General features: G+C 61.7%; 15 protein-coding genes. 9 read left to right on the top strand and 6 right to left on the bottom strand.

Translation table 11 applies throughout. The annotated features are described in order from the left end of the window. Position 1 precedes the first annotated feature (1 nt). From AB1286_RS25365 to AB1286_RS25345, 5 genes are all read left to right on the top strand, one after another. Complete coding sequence (locus AB1286_RS25365; RefSeq protein WP_430365989.1) at positions 2 to 1,138, top strand: hypothetical protein; 1,137 nt, start codon at positions 2 to 4, stop codon at positions 1,136 to 1,138. Position 1,139: 1 nt separating this feature from the next. Beyond that, complete coding sequence (gene efeB, locus AB1286_RS25360) at positions 1,140 to 2,444, top strand: iron uptake transporter deferrochelatase/peroxidase subunit (protein ID WP_430365988.1); 1,305 nt, start codon at positions 1,140 to 1,142, stop codon at positions 2,442 to 2,444. A gap of 81 nt (positions 2,445 to 2,525) precedes the next feature. After that, on the top strand, positions 2,526 to 3,551 hold the full coding sequence (locus AB1286_RS25355) for an iron ABC transporter substrate-binding protein (protein ID WP_430365987.1): 1,026 nt from the start codon (positions 2,526 to 2,528) through the stop codon (positions 3,549 to 3,551). A 6-nt stretch (positions 3,552 to 3,557) separates the two neighbouring features. Beyond that, positions 3,558 to 5,156 (top strand): ABC transporter permease, encoded by a 1,599-nt coding sequence (locus AB1286_RS25350; protein ID WP_430365986.1) that lies wholly within the window; start codon positions 3,558 to 3,560, stop codon positions 5,154 to 5,156. A gap of 40 nt (positions 5,157 to 5,196) precedes the next feature. Further along, positions 5,197 to 6,258 carry an ABC transporter ATP-binding protein gene (locus AB1286_RS25345; protein ID WP_430365985.1) on the top strand — a complete coding sequence of 354 codons (1,062 nt, stop codon included), beginning with the start codon at positions 5,197 to 5,199 and terminating at the stop codon, positions 6,256 to 6,258. A gap of 40 nt (positions 6,259 to 6,298) precedes the next feature. Here AB1286_RS25345 and AB1286_RS25340 read toward each other — a convergent pair whose 3' ends face one another. Further along, entirely contained in the window at positions 6,299 to 6,964 is a 666-nt protein-coding gene (locus tag AB1286_RS25340; RefSeq protein ID WP_430365984.1) for a hypothetical protein, read from the bottom strand. A gap of 1,130 nt (positions 6,965 to 8,094) precedes the next feature. Between AB1286_RS25340 and fusA the strand changes: the two genes are divergently transcribed. The 3 genes from fusA (at position 8,095) to AB1286_RS25325 (ending at position 11,330) form a co-directional block, all read left to right on the top strand. Further along, complete coding sequence (fusA, locus tag AB1286_RS25335) at positions 8,095 to 10,146, top strand: elongation factor G (protein ID WP_430365983.1); 2,052 nt, start codon at positions 8,095 to 8,097, stop codon at positions 10,144 to 10,146. A gap of 168 nt (positions 10,147 to 10,314) precedes the next feature. Beyond that, positions 10,315 to 11,022, top strand: coding sequence for an SDR family NAD(P)-dependent oxidoreductase (locus AB1286_RS25330; RefSeq protein WP_430365982.1), 708 nt, complete (start codon positions 10,315 to 10,317; stop codon positions 11,020 to 11,022). A 71-nt stretch (positions 11,023 to 11,093) separates the two neighbouring features. Further along, entirely contained in the window at positions 11,094 to 11,330 is a 237-nt protein-coding gene (locus AB1286_RS25325; protein WP_430365981.1) for a tautomerase family protein, read from the top strand. A 4-nt stretch (positions 11,331 to 11,334) separates the two neighbouring features. On the opposite strand, the gene AB1286_RS25320 is transcribed toward AB1286_RS25325, so the two are convergent. The 3 genes from AB1286_RS25320 to AB1286_RS25310 form a co-directional block, all read right to left on the bottom strand. Continuing rightward, complete coding sequence (locus tag AB1286_RS25320) at positions 11,335 to 12,246, bottom strand: LysR family transcriptional regulator (RefSeq protein ID WP_430365980.1); 912 nt, start codon at positions 12,244 to 12,246, stop codon at positions 11,335 to 11,337. A 256-nt stretch (positions 12,247 to 12,502) separates the two neighbouring features. Then, a complete protein-coding gene (locus AB1286_RS25315) occupies positions 12,503 to 12,799 on the bottom strand; it encodes a hypothetical protein (protein ID WP_430365979.1) in 297 nt (98 codons plus the stop codon). Positions 12,800 to 12,917: 118 nt separating this feature from the next. After that, a complete protein-coding gene (locus AB1286_RS25310; protein ID WP_430365978.1) occupies positions 12,918 to 14,228 on the bottom strand; it encodes a hypothetical protein in 1,311 nt (436 codons plus the stop codon). A gap of 269 nt (positions 14,229 to 14,497) precedes the next feature. On the opposite strand from AB1286_RS25310, the gene AB1286_RS25305 reads away from it, so the two are divergent. Beyond that, positions 14,498 to 14,794 carry a hypothetical protein gene (locus AB1286_RS25305; protein ID WP_430365977.1) on the top strand — a complete coding sequence of 99 codons (297 nt, stop codon included), beginning with the start codon at positions 14,498 to 14,500 and terminating at the stop codon, positions 14,792 to 14,794. Positions 14,795 to 14,831: 37 nt separating this feature from the next. On the opposite strand, the gene AB1286_RS25300 is transcribed toward AB1286_RS25305, so the two are convergent. Next, complete coding sequence (locus AB1286_RS25300) at positions 14,832 to 16,220, bottom strand: ATP-binding protein (protein ID WP_430365976.1); 1,389 nt, start codon at positions 16,218 to 16,220, stop codon at positions 14,832 to 14,834. Continuing rightward, on the bottom strand, positions 16,217 to 16,879 hold the full coding sequence (locus tag AB1286_RS25295; RefSeq protein WP_430365975.1) for a response regulator: 663 nt from the start codon (positions 16,877 to 16,879) through the stop codon (positions 16,217 to 16,219). The genes AB1286_RS25300 and AB1286_RS25295 overlap by 4 nt, the downstream gene beginning before the upstream one ends. Positions 16,880 to 16,967: the final 88 nt, after the last annotated feature.

Here is a 16,967-nt window from a genome sequence, read left to right as displayed (position 1 = left end):
CATGAAAACCATCGCCATGGCCAGAGCGGCCGCAGCCGCTACCGTTCTCGTTGCCGCTTGCCATACGGTCCACGCGGCGCCGAAAGGATTCCTCGAGACGATCCACCGGGATACGACGCTCATCAATACGGTGCCCGAAAACGGCGATCAAAACCCTTATGCGATCGCCGTCGCGCCGGTCTCGTCCGGTACGGTCAAAGCCGGCGACGTACTAGTCGGCAACTTCAACAACGCGGCGAATCTGCAAGGCACCGGCAGTACGATCGTCGATTACCACCCCGACACGAAGCAAATGTCGGTGTTCGCGACGGTGCCGCGCGACCTGAAAGCGTGTCCCGGCGGGATCGGCTTATCGACGGCCATGACGATGCTGAGCTCGGGCTGGGTCATCGTCGGCAGCACGCCCAGCAACGACGGCACCACCACGACGAAAGGCGCCGGATGCTTGGTCGTGCTCGACAATACCGGCAAGGTCGTCTCCACGATCACCGGCGAGAACATCAACGACCCCTGGGGCAACATGGCCGTGGTCGACAACGGCGAGACGGCGACGCTCTTCGTGAGCAATGCCGGCTTCGGCGTGGGCGGCCCGAAAGCCGGCGCCGACGGCGAAGTGCCTGTCTTCAAGCAATCGACCGTCGTGCGTTTGGATCTCGAGATTGCACCGGGCCACGCTCCCGTGGTTACGCGGCAAACCGTCGTGGCCAGCGGCTTCGGCGCGCAGGCCGACAAAGGCGTGTTTCTCATCGGGCCGACGGGCCTCGCCTTGTCCGGCGACCACAAGCAACTCTATGTGTCGGACGCCATCGGCAACCGCATCACCGTAATCGACGAGCCGATGACGCGCGAGACGAGCGCCGGCGTCGGCCGGCAATTGACAGCGGACGGTCTGCTGCATCGACCGCTGGCGCTGGCGACGGCACCGAACGGCCATCTGCTGGTCACGAACGCGCTCAACGGCCAGGTCGTCGAAATCGACCCGGCTAGCGCCACGCAACTCTATGCCCGCTGGATCGATACCGACAAGGCGCAGTCGCCCCCGGGCAGCGGCGACTTGTTCGGTATTGCGATGACGCCGCAAGGCGACGGCTTCTATTACGTCGAAGACGACGTCAACACACTCGTATTGGCCAAGTGACATGACGCACGACGACGATACCGAGCGCAAACACGCCGCGCGGCGTGCCTTCTTGAAGGCCGGCGCAGCCACGGCTGCCGCGGGCGCGCTTGGCGCGGCCGCGACAGCGCGGGCCGCGACACCCGCCCGCGCTCATAAACCCGAGGTTGCCTCGGACCCGATGGCTGCGGCCGAGCCGTTCTTCGGCGAGCATCAAGGCGGTATCGTGACGCCTCAGCAAAGCCATACCTACGCGGCCGCGTTCGATTTAACGACCGATAAGCGGGCCGACGTCATCCGGCTGCTGCGGGAATGGACCGACGCGGCGGCGCGTATGACCCGCGGCGAATCGGCGCTGCCCATCCAAGCGAACGACGATACGCCCCCCGCGGATTCGGGCGAAGCGCTAGAGCTCGGGCCGGCCGGTCTCACGATCACGTTCGGTTTCGGGCCCGGCTTGTTCACGCACGAAGGCAAGGACCGTTATGGGTTGGCCGCCCGGCGCCCCGCGGCGCTGGTCGATTTGCCGCGCTTCAACGGCGATCAGCTACTGCCGGAAAAATCCGGCGGCGACTTGTATGTGCAGGCATGCGCCAACGATCAGCAAGTGGCCTTCCACGCCGTGCGCCAGCTCGCGCGCATGGGATACGGCGCAATCCAAATGCGTTGGGGCCAAGCCGGGTTCGTTTCGGGTTCGCGAGGCAAAACGCCGCGCAATCTCATGGGCTTCAAGGACGGGACCAACAATCCGCCCGCATCCGATCCCGCGTCGATGGCGCAATTCGTCTGGGCCGGCGCTGAAGGTCCCGCTTGGATGGCGAGCGGCACCTATACGGTCGTCCGGCGCATTCGAATCACGCTCGAACATTGGGATCGCATGCAGCTCGGCTTCCAAGAGCAAGTCGTCGGACGGCATAAGCTCAGCGGCGCGCCGATCGGCAAGCAAGGCGAATTCGATGCGGTCGATCTCGACGCGCTCGATGGCGACGGCAATCCGATGATTCCCGAAAACTCGCACGTGCGCCTATCGAATCCGGGCAGCAACGATGGGATGCGTCTCTTGCGTCGCGCCTATTCGTACAACGACGGCACGAACTTCTACATCGAACGCTGGCCGCCATGGCGTCAAGAAACCGAGTACGACGCCGGCCTGCTCTTCATCGCGCATCAGCGCGATCCGCGAACGGGCTTTATCCCGATCAACGAAAGGCTCGCTAAGTTCGACATGATGAATCAATTCACCACGCATGTCGGCAGCGCGATCTTCGCGTGCCCGCCCGGTGCGAAACAAGGTTCATTCATCGGTGCGGGCTTATTCGAAGCTTGAGCGGTTCGCTCGACAACGCCGTCGACACAGTCACGGCGTGAGCGCGCCGCCATCGAAACACTACATTCAGGAAGAACCAGCATGACGCAATCCCGATTGGGCAACCGTGTGAAATCGATCGCCGCCGCGCTGGCGATCGCGGCACTCGGCAGCGCCGCGTGCCTCGCACAAGCCGAGTCCATCACGTTGTACAACGCCCAGCACGAGCAGTTGGTGGCGCAGTTGGCGAAGGACTTCGAAAAGCAATCCGGCATTAAGGTACGCATCCGTAACGGCGAAGGCCCGGCGCTTGCCGCCCAATTGGTTGCGGAAGGCTCGGCTACGCCGGCCGATGTCTATTTCACGGAGAACTCGCCCGAGCTGATGCTGCTCGAGGAAAAAGGCTTGCTCGGCGCGCTCGACGGCAAGACGTTGGCGATGGTGCCCGCGCGCTTTAGTTCTCCTAGCGGCAAATGGGTCGGCGTCTTCGCCCGCGAAAACGTCCTGGCTTATAACACTGCGCAAGTGAGCTCCGCTCAACTACCCGCTTCGTTGATGGATCTGGCCAAACCGCAATGGAAGGGCAAGGTCGGTATCGCCCCGAGCGATTCCGACTTTCTTCCGCTCGTGAGCGCAGTGCTGGCCGCCAAGGGCCACGATCAAGCCCTGGCTTGGCTCAAGGGACTAAAGGTCAACGCGCAAATTTTCGACGACGATGAAGGCGTGGTTGCCGCGGTGAATCGCGGTGCGGTGGCGACGGGCATCGTCAACAATTACTACTGGGATCGCCTCGATACCGAGTTGGGCCAAGACAAGATGCGCAGCGCCGTCTACCACTTCGGCCACGGCGACATCGGCGCGCTCGTCAACGTATCGGGCGCGGCGATGCTCAAGGGTGCCCACAACCCGAACGGCGCGCAGCGATTCCTCGCTTACCTCGTCGGCGAACGCGCGCAAGCGCTCATGGCAGCGGGTCACATCGGCTATGAATATCCGCTGCACGGGGGCGTTGCGCCGGATCCGATGCTCAAACCGTTCAACGAGTTGCAGCCGCCGGCGCTCAGCGTCGAGCAACTCGGCGACGACAGCCAAGCCGCCAAGCTGCTGCGCGAAGCCGGCTTGCTGTAAGCGATCATGACCGTCACGCGAGGACGCGAACAAGCGTCACCGGCGCGAGAATGCCGAACATCGCATCCTCCCCGCGGCCTATCGGCAGCGGCAACCGTCGGGGCGCTACTCGTCCTGTTGCCGATTGCCTTCACGGCCTGGCGCGCCGCGACGTATGGCGTGGGCGAAACGATCGAGATGCTGCTGCGTCCGCTCGTCGGCGAATTGCTTGCGAATACCGTATTGATCACCGTTGCGGCAACCGTCGCATGCGCCGTCGTCGGCACCTCGGCGGCATGGTTCGTCGAACGCACGACGCTGCCGGGGCGGCGTATTTGGGCGGCGCTGATGGTCGCGCCGCTCGCCATGCCGCCGTTCATCGCAAGCTACGCGTGGGTATCGATCAGCCTCGATTTGCAAGACTTCTTCGGCGCGCTGCTCGTCGTCGCGTCGACCTATTTCCCGCTCGTCTATTTGCCCGTCGCCGCCGCGCTTCGCGGCATGGACCCGGCGCTCGAGGAAACCGCGCGCGCCCTCGGCTGCGGTCGCCGTGCAGTGTTCCTGCGCGTGGTGTTGCCTCAACTGCGTCCCGCCCTGCTCGGCGGCATGCTGCTCGTGGCGCTCGGCGTGATGTCGGAATTCGGCGCGTTTTCGTTACTGCGTTTTAGAACGTTTACAACAGAAATCTATGCCGAGTACCGCACGAGCTTCGACGGCGGCGGCGCGTCGATCTTCGCCTGTGTGCTGATCTTCGCTGGCCTCTTTTGTATCGCGCTCGAACATCGCGTACGAGGGCGTGCGCACTACGCGCGGGTCGATCGTGGAACGCGGCGCGAAGCCTTGCGTTATCGGCTCGGATTCTGGCGCTGGCCCGTCGTCGCAGGCTTCGCCTTACTCGCGACGGTGACGTTAGGGGTGCCGCTCGGCACCATCGCTTACTGGCTGACGCAACATGGCGCGGCTGCCGTCACGCCAACCGAAGCTTCCGCAACGGCGCTTTTCGATGCCGCCGCAAGCTCCGTCACCTTCGGCTTGAATGCCGCCATCGTCACGACGGCACTCGCGCTACCGCTTGCCGTTCTACTGGTGCGCTATCCGGGGCGACTCGCCACGTCGCTCGAACGGATCGTCTTGGTCGCGCAGGGCGTGCCGGGACTCGTGATCGCCCTCGCGCTCGTATCGTTGGCGGTACGTATCGCGATGCCGCTTTATCAAACATCGACGCTCTTGATCGCGGCCTATGCGGCGCTCTTCTTGCCGCTCGCGCTCGTCAGCGTGCGCGCATCGCTGCTCCAGGTCCAGCCGAAGCTCGAAGAAGCGGCGCGTTCGCTGGGACTCGGCACCTTGCCGATGCTCGCGCGGGTGTTGCTGCCGCTCATGCGCGCAGGCCTTGGCGCCGCGGCGACGATGGTATTCATCTCCGTCGTCACGGAATTGAACGCAACGCTGCTGCTTTCGCCGCTCGACACCCATACGCTCGCCACCGAGGTATGGAGCGATACCGCGACGCTCGCCTTCGCGGCGGCCGCGCCCTACGCTGCCTTGCTGGTCGGCATTTCGCTCGGCGCCTCGGCGCTGCTGTTCGCGATCCTGGGCCGAGCGGCCGGGGCCCGCGCCGAGCTTTGATACTCCACGCTTTGTTTCGGCTCGCAGCCCCCGTATTCCTATGAGCGATTTAATCATCCGAGGCTTGCACAAAACCTTTGGCGAGCATTCCGTCTTGCGCGGGGTCGACCTGTCCGTCAAGAACGGCGGCTTGTTCGCCTTACTCGGCCCCTCGGGCAGCGGCAAAACGACCCTGCTCCGAACGGTCTGCGGCTTCGAGCGTGCCAGCCGGGGAACGATCGAGATCGGTGGAAGGCAAGTCGAAAGCGAGGACACCTATGTTCCGGCCCAAACGCGGCGCATCGGCTACGTCTCGCAGGAAGGCTCGCTGTTTCCGCACCTGTCCGTCGCGCGCAACATCGTGTTCGGGCTCTCGCTCGAGCAACGGCGCGCACGCTACCGCGTAGAGGAGTTGCTGGAACTTGTCGGTTTGCCGCTGTCTTGCGCAGACCGGGCCCCGCACGAACTGTCCGGCGGGCAGCAGCAGCGCGTGGCCCTCGCGCGCGCGCTCGCACCGTCGCCTTCGCTCGTCATGTTGGATGAGCCGTTTTCGTCGCTCGACGCATCGCTGCGCGCGGAAACGCGCCAAGGCGTGGCCGAGGCACTCGCGCGCGCGGGCGCCACGGCCGTCCTCGTGACGCATGACCAATCCGAGGCGCTGTCGATGGGGCTGGAGGTTGCCGTGCTTTGGGAAGGCCGATTGATACAGGTCGCGGCACCCGAGGTCCTGTACCGCCGCCCCGTCTCGCGTGAGGTAGCGTCGTTCGTCGGCGAAGCGCTGTTGTTACCCGGCTTCGCCGAGCAAGGCGGCGCTCGCTGCGATCTAGGGCGATTGTCCTTGTCGGATTCGGCTATCCGAGGCCCGGTCGACGTCATGATCCGCCCCGAGCAAATTCAAGTCATGGCACCGGATCGCCGCGACGGACCGCAAGACGACGGGTGCGCCGCCGTTGTCGAGGCAGTCGCGTTCTACGGCCATGATGCGCGCCTCAGCCTGCGGCTGGAAGGCGCGCGCGATGCCGACATCTATGCTCGCGTACCGGGGTACCGCGCGCCGGCGGCCGGCGCCCGCGTTCGGCTAGCGGTGGACGGCGAAGTCGTTGTCTACCCGCGCGAGCCCTGACGCAAGTAAAGCCAGCCTCCCTGCCCCCAACCCACGGGCATCAAGCGACCGACAGCGAGCGCGCCGCCGTCTCATGCGCCATGTCGCCGCTCGACTCTTGTCTGACGGTGGAAACAGCCTCAGCCGTCGACCGGTGCAACCGCCACCAAACCGCTTTCCCCCGCTCGGGCAAATCCTCGAGTAAGGTCGTGCGCTTACGCAAGATTCGATACTGATCGTCGATTGCCCCTAGATAGCCGGCTCGGTTCACCAGGGTGACGTAGTTGGCCGCGCCATATTGCACGTGAGGCGCGAATTCGCCGGCCGGCGTCACGCGCCCATCGCGACCGACGGCCAGTTCCTTCGAATAGGAGAGCCACCACGTGCAGGACTCGATTCGCGCCGGCCGTCTTTCCGCCATGATCGAACGATCGTCTAAATGACTCACGGCAAGCATCCGCGATTGACCTTTCGCGTCGAGTAATTGCAGACGAACACGATCCGCGAATGCGATCGGATCGCCCCACTTGCGTCTTGCCCCCACCACCGGCAACACCCGCCATTGATAGTCGGACACCGGAAATTTGTCCGGCTCGGCCACTTCGGTCGTTAATTGCAGCGGATGGCGTCTGCCTACTTTTCGCGTAACGATCCCCAGGAACAAATGCTCGTCGCACTCGCAACTCTCCAGCACGATGAGATCTCCGTATCGCACGACATCCATCATTTTTCGCCCTCGGTTTTTTGTTTGATGAATCAACGTTAAGAAATCAAGCAACCGCACAATGACTAGTCTGAACAACAGATCTGTATATTTGTGCGACGCATCAATTAGACGACTTCGGATGCAAGCCGCCTTCGACTTCGCTGGTCGAAATATCAACAAATGAAACTTGAAATCAACCGTCTAAGACAACGAACGCACCTTTCCGTAGTAGTTGACAAATTGCAACAAAACGTCAGTTGTACTCGCATAAATCGGCCGAGGCCGCCGCGGATCCGGACGATGCAGCGCCGCTCGCCGCACCTGCGCGTCGCCTCGCGCACTACTGCGATTGATGTATTGCTTCGAATCGCAAAACATGTCGGGTGCCTCGCAATCGATGGGGCGGCTGCGCCGGCCAAGTCCGCCGCCGCGTCCACGGGTCCCCGAAATTGACCGTGCCTGGATCCAAATGAGCATTGCTCATCTCAAACGCGGCAGGTGCTTTTATTTTTAACGGCGCGGCGCTCAGTACGTGATTGCGTTCACATCATCTTTGTAGCGAACACCGCATCCCAATTCGCATGATCATTATCGAAATTAGAACTTGGATTGAAATTTAGTAAGTGACGGATTGCATGTCAAGCAAAAGCATGAATGCCAACCCTTAGCAAAATTCATAGCCTCCGTTGATTTTTACAGATTTTCCAATATCGTCCGCGGCAAACCAATATTTGAAAGAAACCGACCACCATAGTGACTTGAAAGTCGTGCAAAGGTGCCACAGGGAGAATGATCCCGCATGCCCCACAGCCCGCAAATTAACATTTATTATGAATTTGATCGTTCTTAAACATTGCAACAAAATCGACCAAGACCAATTTAACGCGGAAACGTCTTCTTATTTTGGAATTATTAAGCTTCTTGGATCTCACGATCGCTTTTAAATCATTTTCCGAGCCTCGCTATGGAGGCCGTTCTCAACCGTAGACTGAGGTTTCGTCAAGTGGGCAAAGCGGGTACGCGCTCGGGACGCCCAGCCCTCGGCAAGACGAGGGTCGAATCGACGTGCACCGATAGGAAATGTGCCGGGTGGCGGCGCGAACCTTTTTCGCCAATAATGCCCCCATCGCGATCGCTGGACGGGAGCGGCCATGGAACACCAACCAGAAGCCATTCGCACCATCGCCTTGGTCGGACATGCGGGTTGCGGCAAGACCTCGCTGATCGAAGCGCTGCTCTGTCGAAGCGGCGCCATCCACGCCGCCGGCAGCATCGAACGAGGCACGACTGTGTGCGACTTCGATCCGCTCGAGCGCAAATACCACCACTCGCTGAATTCCGCCGTCGCCCACCTGGATTACCAGGGCGCGCGCGTTTATCTGCTGGATACCCCAGGCTATCCCGACTTCTCCGGTCTTTCTCTGAGCGCCCTTTCCGCGGTGGAAACGGTTGCCGTCGTCATCAACGCTCGTACCGGCATTGAAATGACGACCCGGCGCATGATGGCTTGGGCAAGGGAGCGCAAGCTCTGTACGATCATCGTCGTCAACGGCATCGACGGCGAGAAAGTCGATTTACCCTCACTCGTCGACCAGATCCAAGAGACGTTTGGAAAGACCTGCCTGCCGATCAATCTGCCGGCGCGCGAAGCGCACACCGTCGTCGATTGCTTCTTCAACCCTGCCGGGGATGCGGATTTTTCGTCGGTCGCCTCGGCGCACGATGCCCTCATCGATCAGGTCATCGAACTCGACGCCGGCTTGATGGACCTTTACCTCGAGCAAGGTGAAGCGATCAAGCCCGAACAATTGCACGCGCCGTTCGAGCAAGCGCTGCGCGAGGGTCATCTGATTCCTATCTGCTTCACCTCCGCCGCCACCGGCGCGGGTATCGAAGCGCTCTTGGACATCTTCGTTCGCTTACTGCCTAACCCTTTGGAGGGCAACCCGCCGTTGTTTTACCGGGATGTCGACGAGCGCAGGGAAACGGTACGCTCGCAGCCGCAGGCCGATAAGCATGTGCTTGCGCATGTGTTCAAGATCGTCGTCGACCCATACATCGGAAAAATGGCCGTCTTCCGTATCCATCAAGGTACCGTGCGGCGCGACGGCATGCTCTACATCGGCAATGCGCGCCAGCCTTTTCGCGTCGCGCATCTCATGCGCCTGCAAGGAAAGGATCATGTCGATATCGTAGAAGCTGGCCCTGGAGACATCTGCGCGACGGCCAAAGTCGACGAGATCGGCTACGACGCCGTCCTACACGATGCGCCGGAGGACGGCAATATCCACCTTGCCCCGCTCGAATTCCCCAATCCCATCTACGCGCTCGCGATCGAGCCCGAACGACGCGGCAACGAACAACGCTTGTGGGAAATCCTGCAAAAACTGGCTGCCGAGGATCCCTGCCTACGCATCGAACATCCGACGGGCACGAACGAAACCGTGGTTCGCGGGCTGGGCGAGCTCCATCTGCGCCATATGCTCGAACGCCTGACCGAGCAATACAAGCTCGCGGTACTCACGCGTCCGCCGAAAATCGCCTATCGAGAAACGATCGGCGCAACCGCGGACGGGCACTACCGGCACAAGAAGCAAACCGGCGGCGCGGGGCAATTCGGCGAAGTCATGTTGCGCGTCGAGCCGTTAGCGCGCGGCGCCGGCTACGAGTTCGTGGACGCGGTCAAGGGCGGTGCGATCCCCGGACAGTTCATGCCCGCCGTGGAGAAAGGCATTCTTCAGGTCATTGAAAGTGGGCCGCTCGCCAGTTTCCCGATGCAGGACGTACGTGTCACCGTCTATGACGGCAAACACCATCCCGTCGATTCGAAAGAAGTCGCGTTCGTCGTGGCGGGCCGCAAGGCGTTCATCGACGCAGCACTCAAGGCGCAACCCATCCTGCTAGAACCGATCGTCGACTTCGAGGTCACGGCGCCCGAAGCGGCAATGGGCGACATCATCGGCGACCTCTCCGCGAGGCGCGCGCAGGTACAAGGGTCGAGACCGCTCGGCGGCCGTATGGTGGCCGTCGCGGCGAAGGTGCCGCTGTCGGAGTTGACCGAGTATCAATCGCGGCTGAATGCGATGGCGGGCGGCGAAGGGCATTACAGCATCCAGTTGAGCCACTACGACCCCGTGCCGCCGAATCAGCAAGACAAGATCGCGGCGCAATACAAACGGCACGAGGAGGGCTCCGGGCAATAAAAGAACAGTTGGCCAATCCAAACAAAGCGCGACTTGTTCCTCGAACGCAAGACTATTTGTCCGTGGTGGGTCTTCGAAGTGAGCGGCGCGGCGCCTAGAGTTTCGCCCATCGGATCGTCGATTCGACCGGCAACTCCCGCCGAACTCCATTCAATCGAGAACCTCATCATGAACTCATCGAAAGTCATCGTCGTCACAGGCGCATCGCAAGGCATCGGTCTCGAGACCGTCAAGGCGTTTCGTGCGCAAGGTCATCGCGTCGTAGCCAACGCGCGCTCGATCGCACCGTCGGACGATGCCGATCTGGTGACGGTCGCCGGCGACATCGGCCGGCCCGAAACCGCCAAACGTATCGTCGAAGCGGCGATCGGGCAATTCGGCCGGATCGATACGCTCGTGAACAACGCAGGCATTTTCATCGCCAAGCCTTTCACTCAATACTCGGCCAGCGACTACGCCGCCTTCGGCAATGTCAACTTGGACGGCTTTTTCCATATCACGCAGCAAGCGATCGCTCAGATGGAAAAGCAAGGCAGTGGGCATGTCGTAACCATCACCACCACCCTCGCCGAGCAAGCGAACAGCAAGGTGCCGTCCGTTCTCGCCTCCTTGACGAAAGGCGGACTGAACGCCGCGACGAAATCGCTTGCCGTCGAATACGCGAAGGCCGGCATTCGCGTCAACGCGGTTTCGCCAGGCATCATCAAATCGCCGATGCACGCCCCTGAAACCCATGCGGCGCTAGCGGCATTTCATCCCGTCGGACGCATGGGCGAAATGAGCGATATCGTCGAGGCGATCCTGTATCTCGACGGCGCGCGGTTCGTCACGGGCGAAATCTTGCACGTCGACGGCGGACAAAGCGCCGGTCACTGATTCCGTTTAGCGCCAAGGAGCAGTACGACTCGCCTCCTTGGCTCGTGCAATGAAAGCAAGGGAGCAACGCCATGCCCATCGTTACTATCCAAGTCACGCGCGAAGGCACCCGCCCGGGCACAACCGCCGTTACCGCCGAAGAAAAAGCCCGCTTGATCGAAGGCGTAAGCCATCTGCTGCTCGACGTCCTCGGCAAGCCGCTCGATTCGACTTTCGTCGTGATCGAGGAGGTCGAACCGGACAACTGGGGCTGGGGCGGCTTGCCCGTGCAGGCTTACCGAAAGCAACGCGCGGCCAAAGCGCCCTAGGCCGCTAGCGGCGTACTTCGTCGACGAGAAAATCGACGAAGCTGCGCACGCGCGTGGACAGGTGACGGTTATGCGGATAAAGCAGCATAAACGGGCGCGTACAACCGCCTAAACCGGGGAGGATTTCCTCGAGCGTCCCGTCGGCTAAATCCTGCTCGACGAGGAATCGATACGTTTGAAATAACCCAGCCCCGTGACGCGCCAGTGTGACGCCCGCAAGCGCATCGCCCGACGTCGTGTAAGCGCCGTTCGTTGCGATTTCGACGGATTCTCGATCCAGCTTAAACGTCCACGGCACATGGCGACCGGTGCTCGGCAGCTCGAACTGAATGCAGTCGTGACGAACGAGGTCCTCGAGCGTTTCCGGCCGACCGGCACGCGCTAGATACGCGGGCGCGGCCACCACCACGAGCTTGGCATCCTCGAGCTTTCTTGCGATGAGGTTCGAGTCGCGCGGGGCTCGGCCGCGAATCGCGAGATCGAAGCCTTCCTCGGCGAAATCGATGTTGCGATTGCTCAAATGGGCTTCGATCTTCACTTGCGGATAGCGCGCGCGAAACGTGGCCAGGATCGGCAGAACGCGGTAATGGCCGTACGGTGTGGGCATGCTGATACGCAAGACACCGGCAGGCGCCGTTTGATGTCCGGTCGCCTCGCGCTCAGCCTCGGCGAGTTGCGACAACGCTTGCCGGCACTCTTCGAAATAGCGCCTGCCGGCATCCGTCAATCTGATTTGCCGCGTAGTCCTCACGAATAGCCGAACACCGAGCCGCGCCTCCAAACGCGCAACCGAGCGGCTTACCGCGGCGGGATTGACGCTCGCAGCCGCGGCCGCGACCGTGAAGCTTTCCGATTCGGCAGCGAGGCAAAACAACTCGATGCTGCCTAAAAGAAGATCTCCGAATTGACGCTGCATGGCTCTTTTCGTTGGACGAGGCGGGACGTATTTTATGTCGTCGCCGTCCGCGCCGGCTTGTGGACCTGCCGCTCATGCTAGACGACGACGCCGTCATCGTTCTCCGGATACGACTTCAGCCCTAACGGCGTCTGGGCCATGCCGGCGGGCACCACTCATCCTGTGCTGGCTTGGCAAGTCAATTCCCATTGATGCAATGGGTTGGAGGCATTGCGTGAGATACGGTAGGAACGGGCCGTTTTCCGGTTGCCGTTTCCTACCGTGGACGCCTTTTTCGCAGGACCACCAGCAGTAGCTCGACGATGCCCCAAAGCATGAGTATCGAAGTCGCCGCGGGGATCGTGATCAATCCGGCCCACCCCGCAAGGCTCATCGTCCCAAGCAGGCTGCCGTAATCGTGTCCTCCGATGACACAGGGATAGATACCGGCCTCGTCGAGCCGGCATCCGTGCGCATCTGCAATCGCGGCGGCGATCGACACCGAGATGAACGGTGAAAAGCCGATCGCTAGAATCGAGAAAAGAATCGCTATTCGACGTTTGTTTCGAGTCATGGCACGTTGTACAGCGTGGGCCGGACGATTCGCGCCCCGCTACAAGCGAGCAAGGCCGCGAGATGTCAATGCCGGCTAATGTTAGTCCTTATCCTCGCACCCGGCGCCGAATGCCGTCTCACTCTTTGACGACCGGCTTGAGTGCGCCTCTGAACCGGAAATACGATCGCGCTTCGGTTTGCAACGCACTATAGGGCCGCGTAATCGCGAAATTGACGTCGGTCAGCACGGCTTTGCAATCGGCATCCTCGCAATCGGAGGGCGTCGTTTCCATCCAGACCGGCTTGCCGTCGCGGAAATACTCCCGCCATTGGACAGATTTATCGTTGTCGCTCCCATCCCTCGGCGGGTAATACACATAGCCGGCGTACCCGACCAGCACGTCGTCGAAAAATGTCCATGTCTCGATCCGAATATGCTTCGAAGGACGGGCGCTGTCCGGATAGGAGCGAACTTCCAATTGGCGGAACGAACCGAATTCGATTAGATAGAGGCCTATCCCATCCTTACCTTCGTCTTGCCAGCGGGTCATGTCCTCGGCGGCGCTGACACGTCCGGACAAAATCGTCGCTCCCCGGGCGCCATCGAAGTCGATACTGCTTTGCGAGGCAGCGATACGCGCCGGCGGCACGCGGTCGGCTGCATAGCCCGGCGTGCCGCTGAGATCGGCGTCCGCGAGCGGGCACGAACGGCTCGAGATACGCATGAGCGCCATTCGCTTCGAATCGCTGGCGAGTTGCGTGACGACCGGGATAGAGATCGAGGGAAAGCTGATCGGCGTCGAGACGTCCAGGCAGTCCTGGTCATACCGAATGTCTTCGGTCCGGTCGTGATCGAGGTACGAGACTAAGTACTCGAACGCGGGCGGCGTTTTGAAATCGTCGGTCGGATCCGGTTTCGACGCCTTTTGCGATTGCGCGACGAGCGCGCCGTAGCTCGGTTGACGGTAAAAGGTATCGGGCGAAACGTCTAGGTAAAGCTTTTCCAGCACATACCCGCCCGGCAGCGTTTGCGGCATGTCGACACTCAATGTGCGCGTTTTGCCGTTTTCCCGGCGCGGCTCGATTTTGGCCGCATACAGGCGAATGTCTTCTTTCGTGTCGCTTTGCCAATGTGGATCGGGCAAGCAGGCAACGCCCACCATACAAGACAACAAAGCATAGCTGTAGGTGGTTCGCTGATACGTTGCCGAAACCTCGGCGCCTTCGGGAAGATGGCTCAATACGTCCGCGTTCTCTTTCTGCGAAAGAAACGGCGCATAGAGATCGCTGATACCGAACGTGAAATGCACGTTGCGATTCGGGGGCACGATGTTGGCGGGCTTGGTGCCGTAGTAGAGTCCGACGAACGTCGCCACGGCGATGACAATTCCGGAGAGTAGCCAATGGCGAACGATCCGCTTTCCGAAAGAGGCGAACAATGAAAGCATGGCTTTAAATGTCGAATACCGCCGGGCTATTTCTACCCTCGAGGCGGCGGTGCTTAAAGCGCGCGATTTTACCGATCGAATCAGATGATTGGCAATGAGCAGGCGATGCTCGGTATCGGTGAAATCCGATCAATCTTTGCTTACAAGTGCTCACGCTTATTAAAAAACGACGCTGTTAAGGTGTTCCCTACGCAGGCGGCAAACCTCGCGACCTAGTCGGTCGCGGTCGAAACCGATGCTCGCGTTGATACTCTGCTGGGAGAACACTCATGAACCGATTCGTCGACAACCCGCGTTCCATCGTCATGGCCCTAGTCGCCGGTAGCGCACTCTTCGGCGCGAGTGCCGCATTCGCGCAATGGGCGCCCGAGCGCACCGCGGGCACCTACGCGCCGGCGCAGATGACCCCGGTCGATCTGCACGTCTCGATCGGCTGGCATGGCGATCGGTATTGGGACGGCCGCCGATACTGGGATCACGACGCGTGGATGCACCGCCATCCGCATGACCACGATCCGCATCGCGATCACGACGAACGACGGCCGCCGCCCGATCATCGCTACTAAGATCGTCGCATGAAGCAAGGGCTAGCCTTCTCGCAGGCTAGCCCTTGCGCGTTTCGCCAACGGGTGCGGCCGATCCTCGAAGCTCCGCGGAAGCGGCCGCCCGAAGCGGCGACACCGTCACCGTCAGCCCGCTTCCTTCGGTGTTGTTGCGCAATATGACCTGTGCATGATGCCGATTGGCCACGCGCTGCGCGATGGCGAGGCCCAAGCCGCTCCCCTCCCCTTGCGCATCGGTGCCGCGATAAAACCGATCGCACACCCGCGCAAGTTCGGCTTCGGCGATGCCCGGGCCCGTATCCCGAACTTCGAACGACACGCCGGCCCGATCTCGACCCAGCACGACGTCCACGCGTCCCGAACGCGGCGTATGCTTGATCGCATTGTCCAGCAAATTATTAAGCAGTACTGATAATGCATTGGGTTCGCCGTAGACGTCGAACGCATCGTTCTCGGTTGCCGGCGGCGCCACCTCCAAGCCGAGATCGATCGACTTCTCTTCGGCCAACAGCGAAAAGTCGCTGACGGCTTGCTCTGCGAGGCGCCGCAAGGAAACGGGAATCAATGTCGTACCCGCCGACTCGGCATCTTGCCGGGCGAGCGTCAGCAACTGCTGAACGAGCCGAATGATACGGTTGAGCCGCGCTTCGATGCTCTGCACCGTATCGCCGTCGCCTTTGAGCGAGCCGTTGCGCTGTGCGGCTTGCAATTGGAGTTTCAAGGCGGTCAACGGCGAGCGCAATTCGTGCGCCGCATCGGCGACGAACGTGCGTTGCGCACTGGATGCGGCATTGAGCCGGGACAGCAAATCGTTCAACGCGTCGACGAGCGGAAGTATCTCCACCGGGACCGCGCCCGCTAACCGAACAGGTTCCAGCGCATCGAGCGAGCGCGTGGACAACATCCGGGAGAGCGTACGAATCGGCGCGAGCGCGCGCGTGACGACAACGAGCACGAGCGCCGCGGTCAGCGGCAATAGCAGCGCAAGCGGCCATAGCGTGCGCAACGCGAGGCGCAGCGCGAGTGCCTCGCGTACCGAGACGGGCTGTGCGACTTGAATGAAACGATCGGGCTGACGCAGGCCGAACACGCGCCAATGCTTATCGTGCCGCTCGATCGTACGAAACCCTTCGGTCAATCGTGCAATGTCGGGGGAGCGCTCCGATCGATAGACGAGCTGCCCTTGTGCGTTCCACACGTCGATGGCAATGCGGTCGTCGGAGAGATCGTGCATGGCCGGACCTTGGGCCAAGGCGTCCGTCGCCGCCATGTTCGGCGGCAGGGAGACCGCGACGGCATGCAGTTCGTAGTCGAACAGCTCGCTCGCCTCCTCGTGCGCCGTCCGAAAGATGGCGTAGCCGGCGATCACCGATGCCGCGGCAAAACCGAAGATCAACCACCCGAGCAACCAACGGCGAATCGACGTCATTCGACACGCCTCAATCGATAGCCGACGCCGCGCACGGTAACGATCTGCTCCGCGCCGATCTTGCGTCGCAGGCTGTGCACGTGCACTTCCACGGCGTTGCTGCCGATTTCCTCGCCCCAGCCGTACAGTTTCTCTTCAAGCTCCGCCTTCGTATGGACGCGGGTCGGCGCCTCGATCAGCGCGCGCAAGAGCGCGAATTCGCGCGGCACGAGCGCAACGGGCGCGCCGTTTTTGGTGACCTCGTGTGCGGCGGGATCGAGGGCCAGTTCGCCGTGCGTGTAGACCGGCTGCTTTTGGCCCGTGCGCCGGCGCAATAGCGCGCGCACGCGGGCGGCCAACTCGTCGAGATCGAACGGCTTGACGAGGTAGTCGTCGGCGCCCGTGTCGAGGCCGCGCACGCGTTCGTCGACGGCGTCGCGCGCGGTCAGGATAATGACCGGCGCCGCCCCGCCCGCGTCGCGATACGCCTGCAATACCGCCATGCCGTCCTTCTTCGGCAACCCGAGATCGAGCAGCACCAAGTCGTACACCCCGTTGCCGAGCGACAGCTCGGCGGCGCGGCCGTCTTCGGCCCAATCGATCGCATAGCCGGCTCGGCGCATCGTATCGAGCACGGGCTCCGCGATCATTCGATCGTCTTCGACCAACAGCAAGCGCATGATTTCTTCCGAGATATTGACGCGCATCGAGCATGGCACAAGCCGGCTTAACCGAGCCTTAAGCCACGCTAACGATCCCCTCGGTCAC

Origin of the sequence: Trinickia sp. NRRL B-1857, from assembly GCF_050470685.1 — a bacterium.
GTDB lineage: Bacteria > Pseudomonadota > Gammaproteobacteria > Burkholderiales > Burkholderiaceae > Trinickia.
This window is presented reverse-complemented; position numbering and strand designations above follow the sequence as displayed.

Coding starts and splice junctions, on each gene's coding strand:
- AB1286_RS25355 (WP_430365987.1), top strand. CDS start 2,526: ATGACGCAATCCCGATTGGGCAACCGTGTGAAATCGATCGCCGCCGCG.
- AB1286_RS25340 (WP_430365984.1), bottom strand. CDS start 6,964: ATGATGGATGTCGTGCGATACGGAGATCTCATCGTGCTGGAGAGTTGC.
- AB1286_RS25310 (WP_430365978.1), bottom strand. CDS start 14,228: ATGCTTTCATTGTTCGCCTCTTTCGGAAAGCGGATCGTTCGCCATTGG.
- AB1286_RS25330 (WP_430365982.1), top strand. CDS start 10,315: ATGAACTCATCGAAAGTCATCGTCGTCACAGGCGCATCGCAAGGCATC.
- AB1286_RS25295 (WP_430365975.1), bottom strand. CDS start 16,879: ATGCGCTTGCTGTTGGTCGAAGACGATCGAATGATCGCGGAGCCCGTG.
- AB1286_RS25325 (WP_430365981.1), top strand. CDS start 11,094: ATGCCCATCGTTACTATCCAAGTCACGCGCGAAGGCACCCGCCCGGGC.
- AB1286_RS25350 (WP_430365986.1), top strand. CDS start 3,558: ATGACCGTCACGCGAGGACGCGAACAAGCGTCACCGGCGCGAGAATGC.
- AB1286_RS25345 (WP_430365985.1), top strand. CDS start 5,197: ATGAGCGATTTAATCATCCGAGGCTTGCACAAAACCTTTGGCGAGCAT.
- AB1286_RS25315 (WP_430365979.1), bottom strand. CDS start 12,799: ATGACTCGAAACAAACGTCGAATAGCGATTCTTTTCTCGATTCTAGCG.
- efeB (WP_430365988.1), top strand. CDS start 1,140: ATGACGCACGACGACGATACCGAGCGCAAACACGCCGCGCGGCGTGCC.
- AB1286_RS25365 (WP_430365989.1), top strand. CDS start 2: ATGAAAACCATCGCCATGGCCAGAGCGGCCGCAGCCGCTACCGTTCTC.
- AB1286_RS25305 (WP_430365977.1), top strand. CDS start 14,498: ATGAACCGATTCGTCGACAACCCGCGTTCCATCGTCATGGCCCTAGTC.
- AB1286_RS25300 (WP_430365976.1), bottom strand. CDS start 16,220: ATGACGTCGATTCGCCGTTGGTTGCTCGGGTGGTTGATCTTCGGTTTT.
- fusA (WP_430365983.1), top strand. CDS start 8,095: ATGGAACACCAACCAGAAGCCATTCGCACCATCGCCTTGGTCGGACAT.
- AB1286_RS25320 (WP_430365980.1), bottom strand. CDS start 12,246: ATGCAGCGTCAATTCGGAGATCTTCTTTTAGGCAGCATCGAGTTGTTT.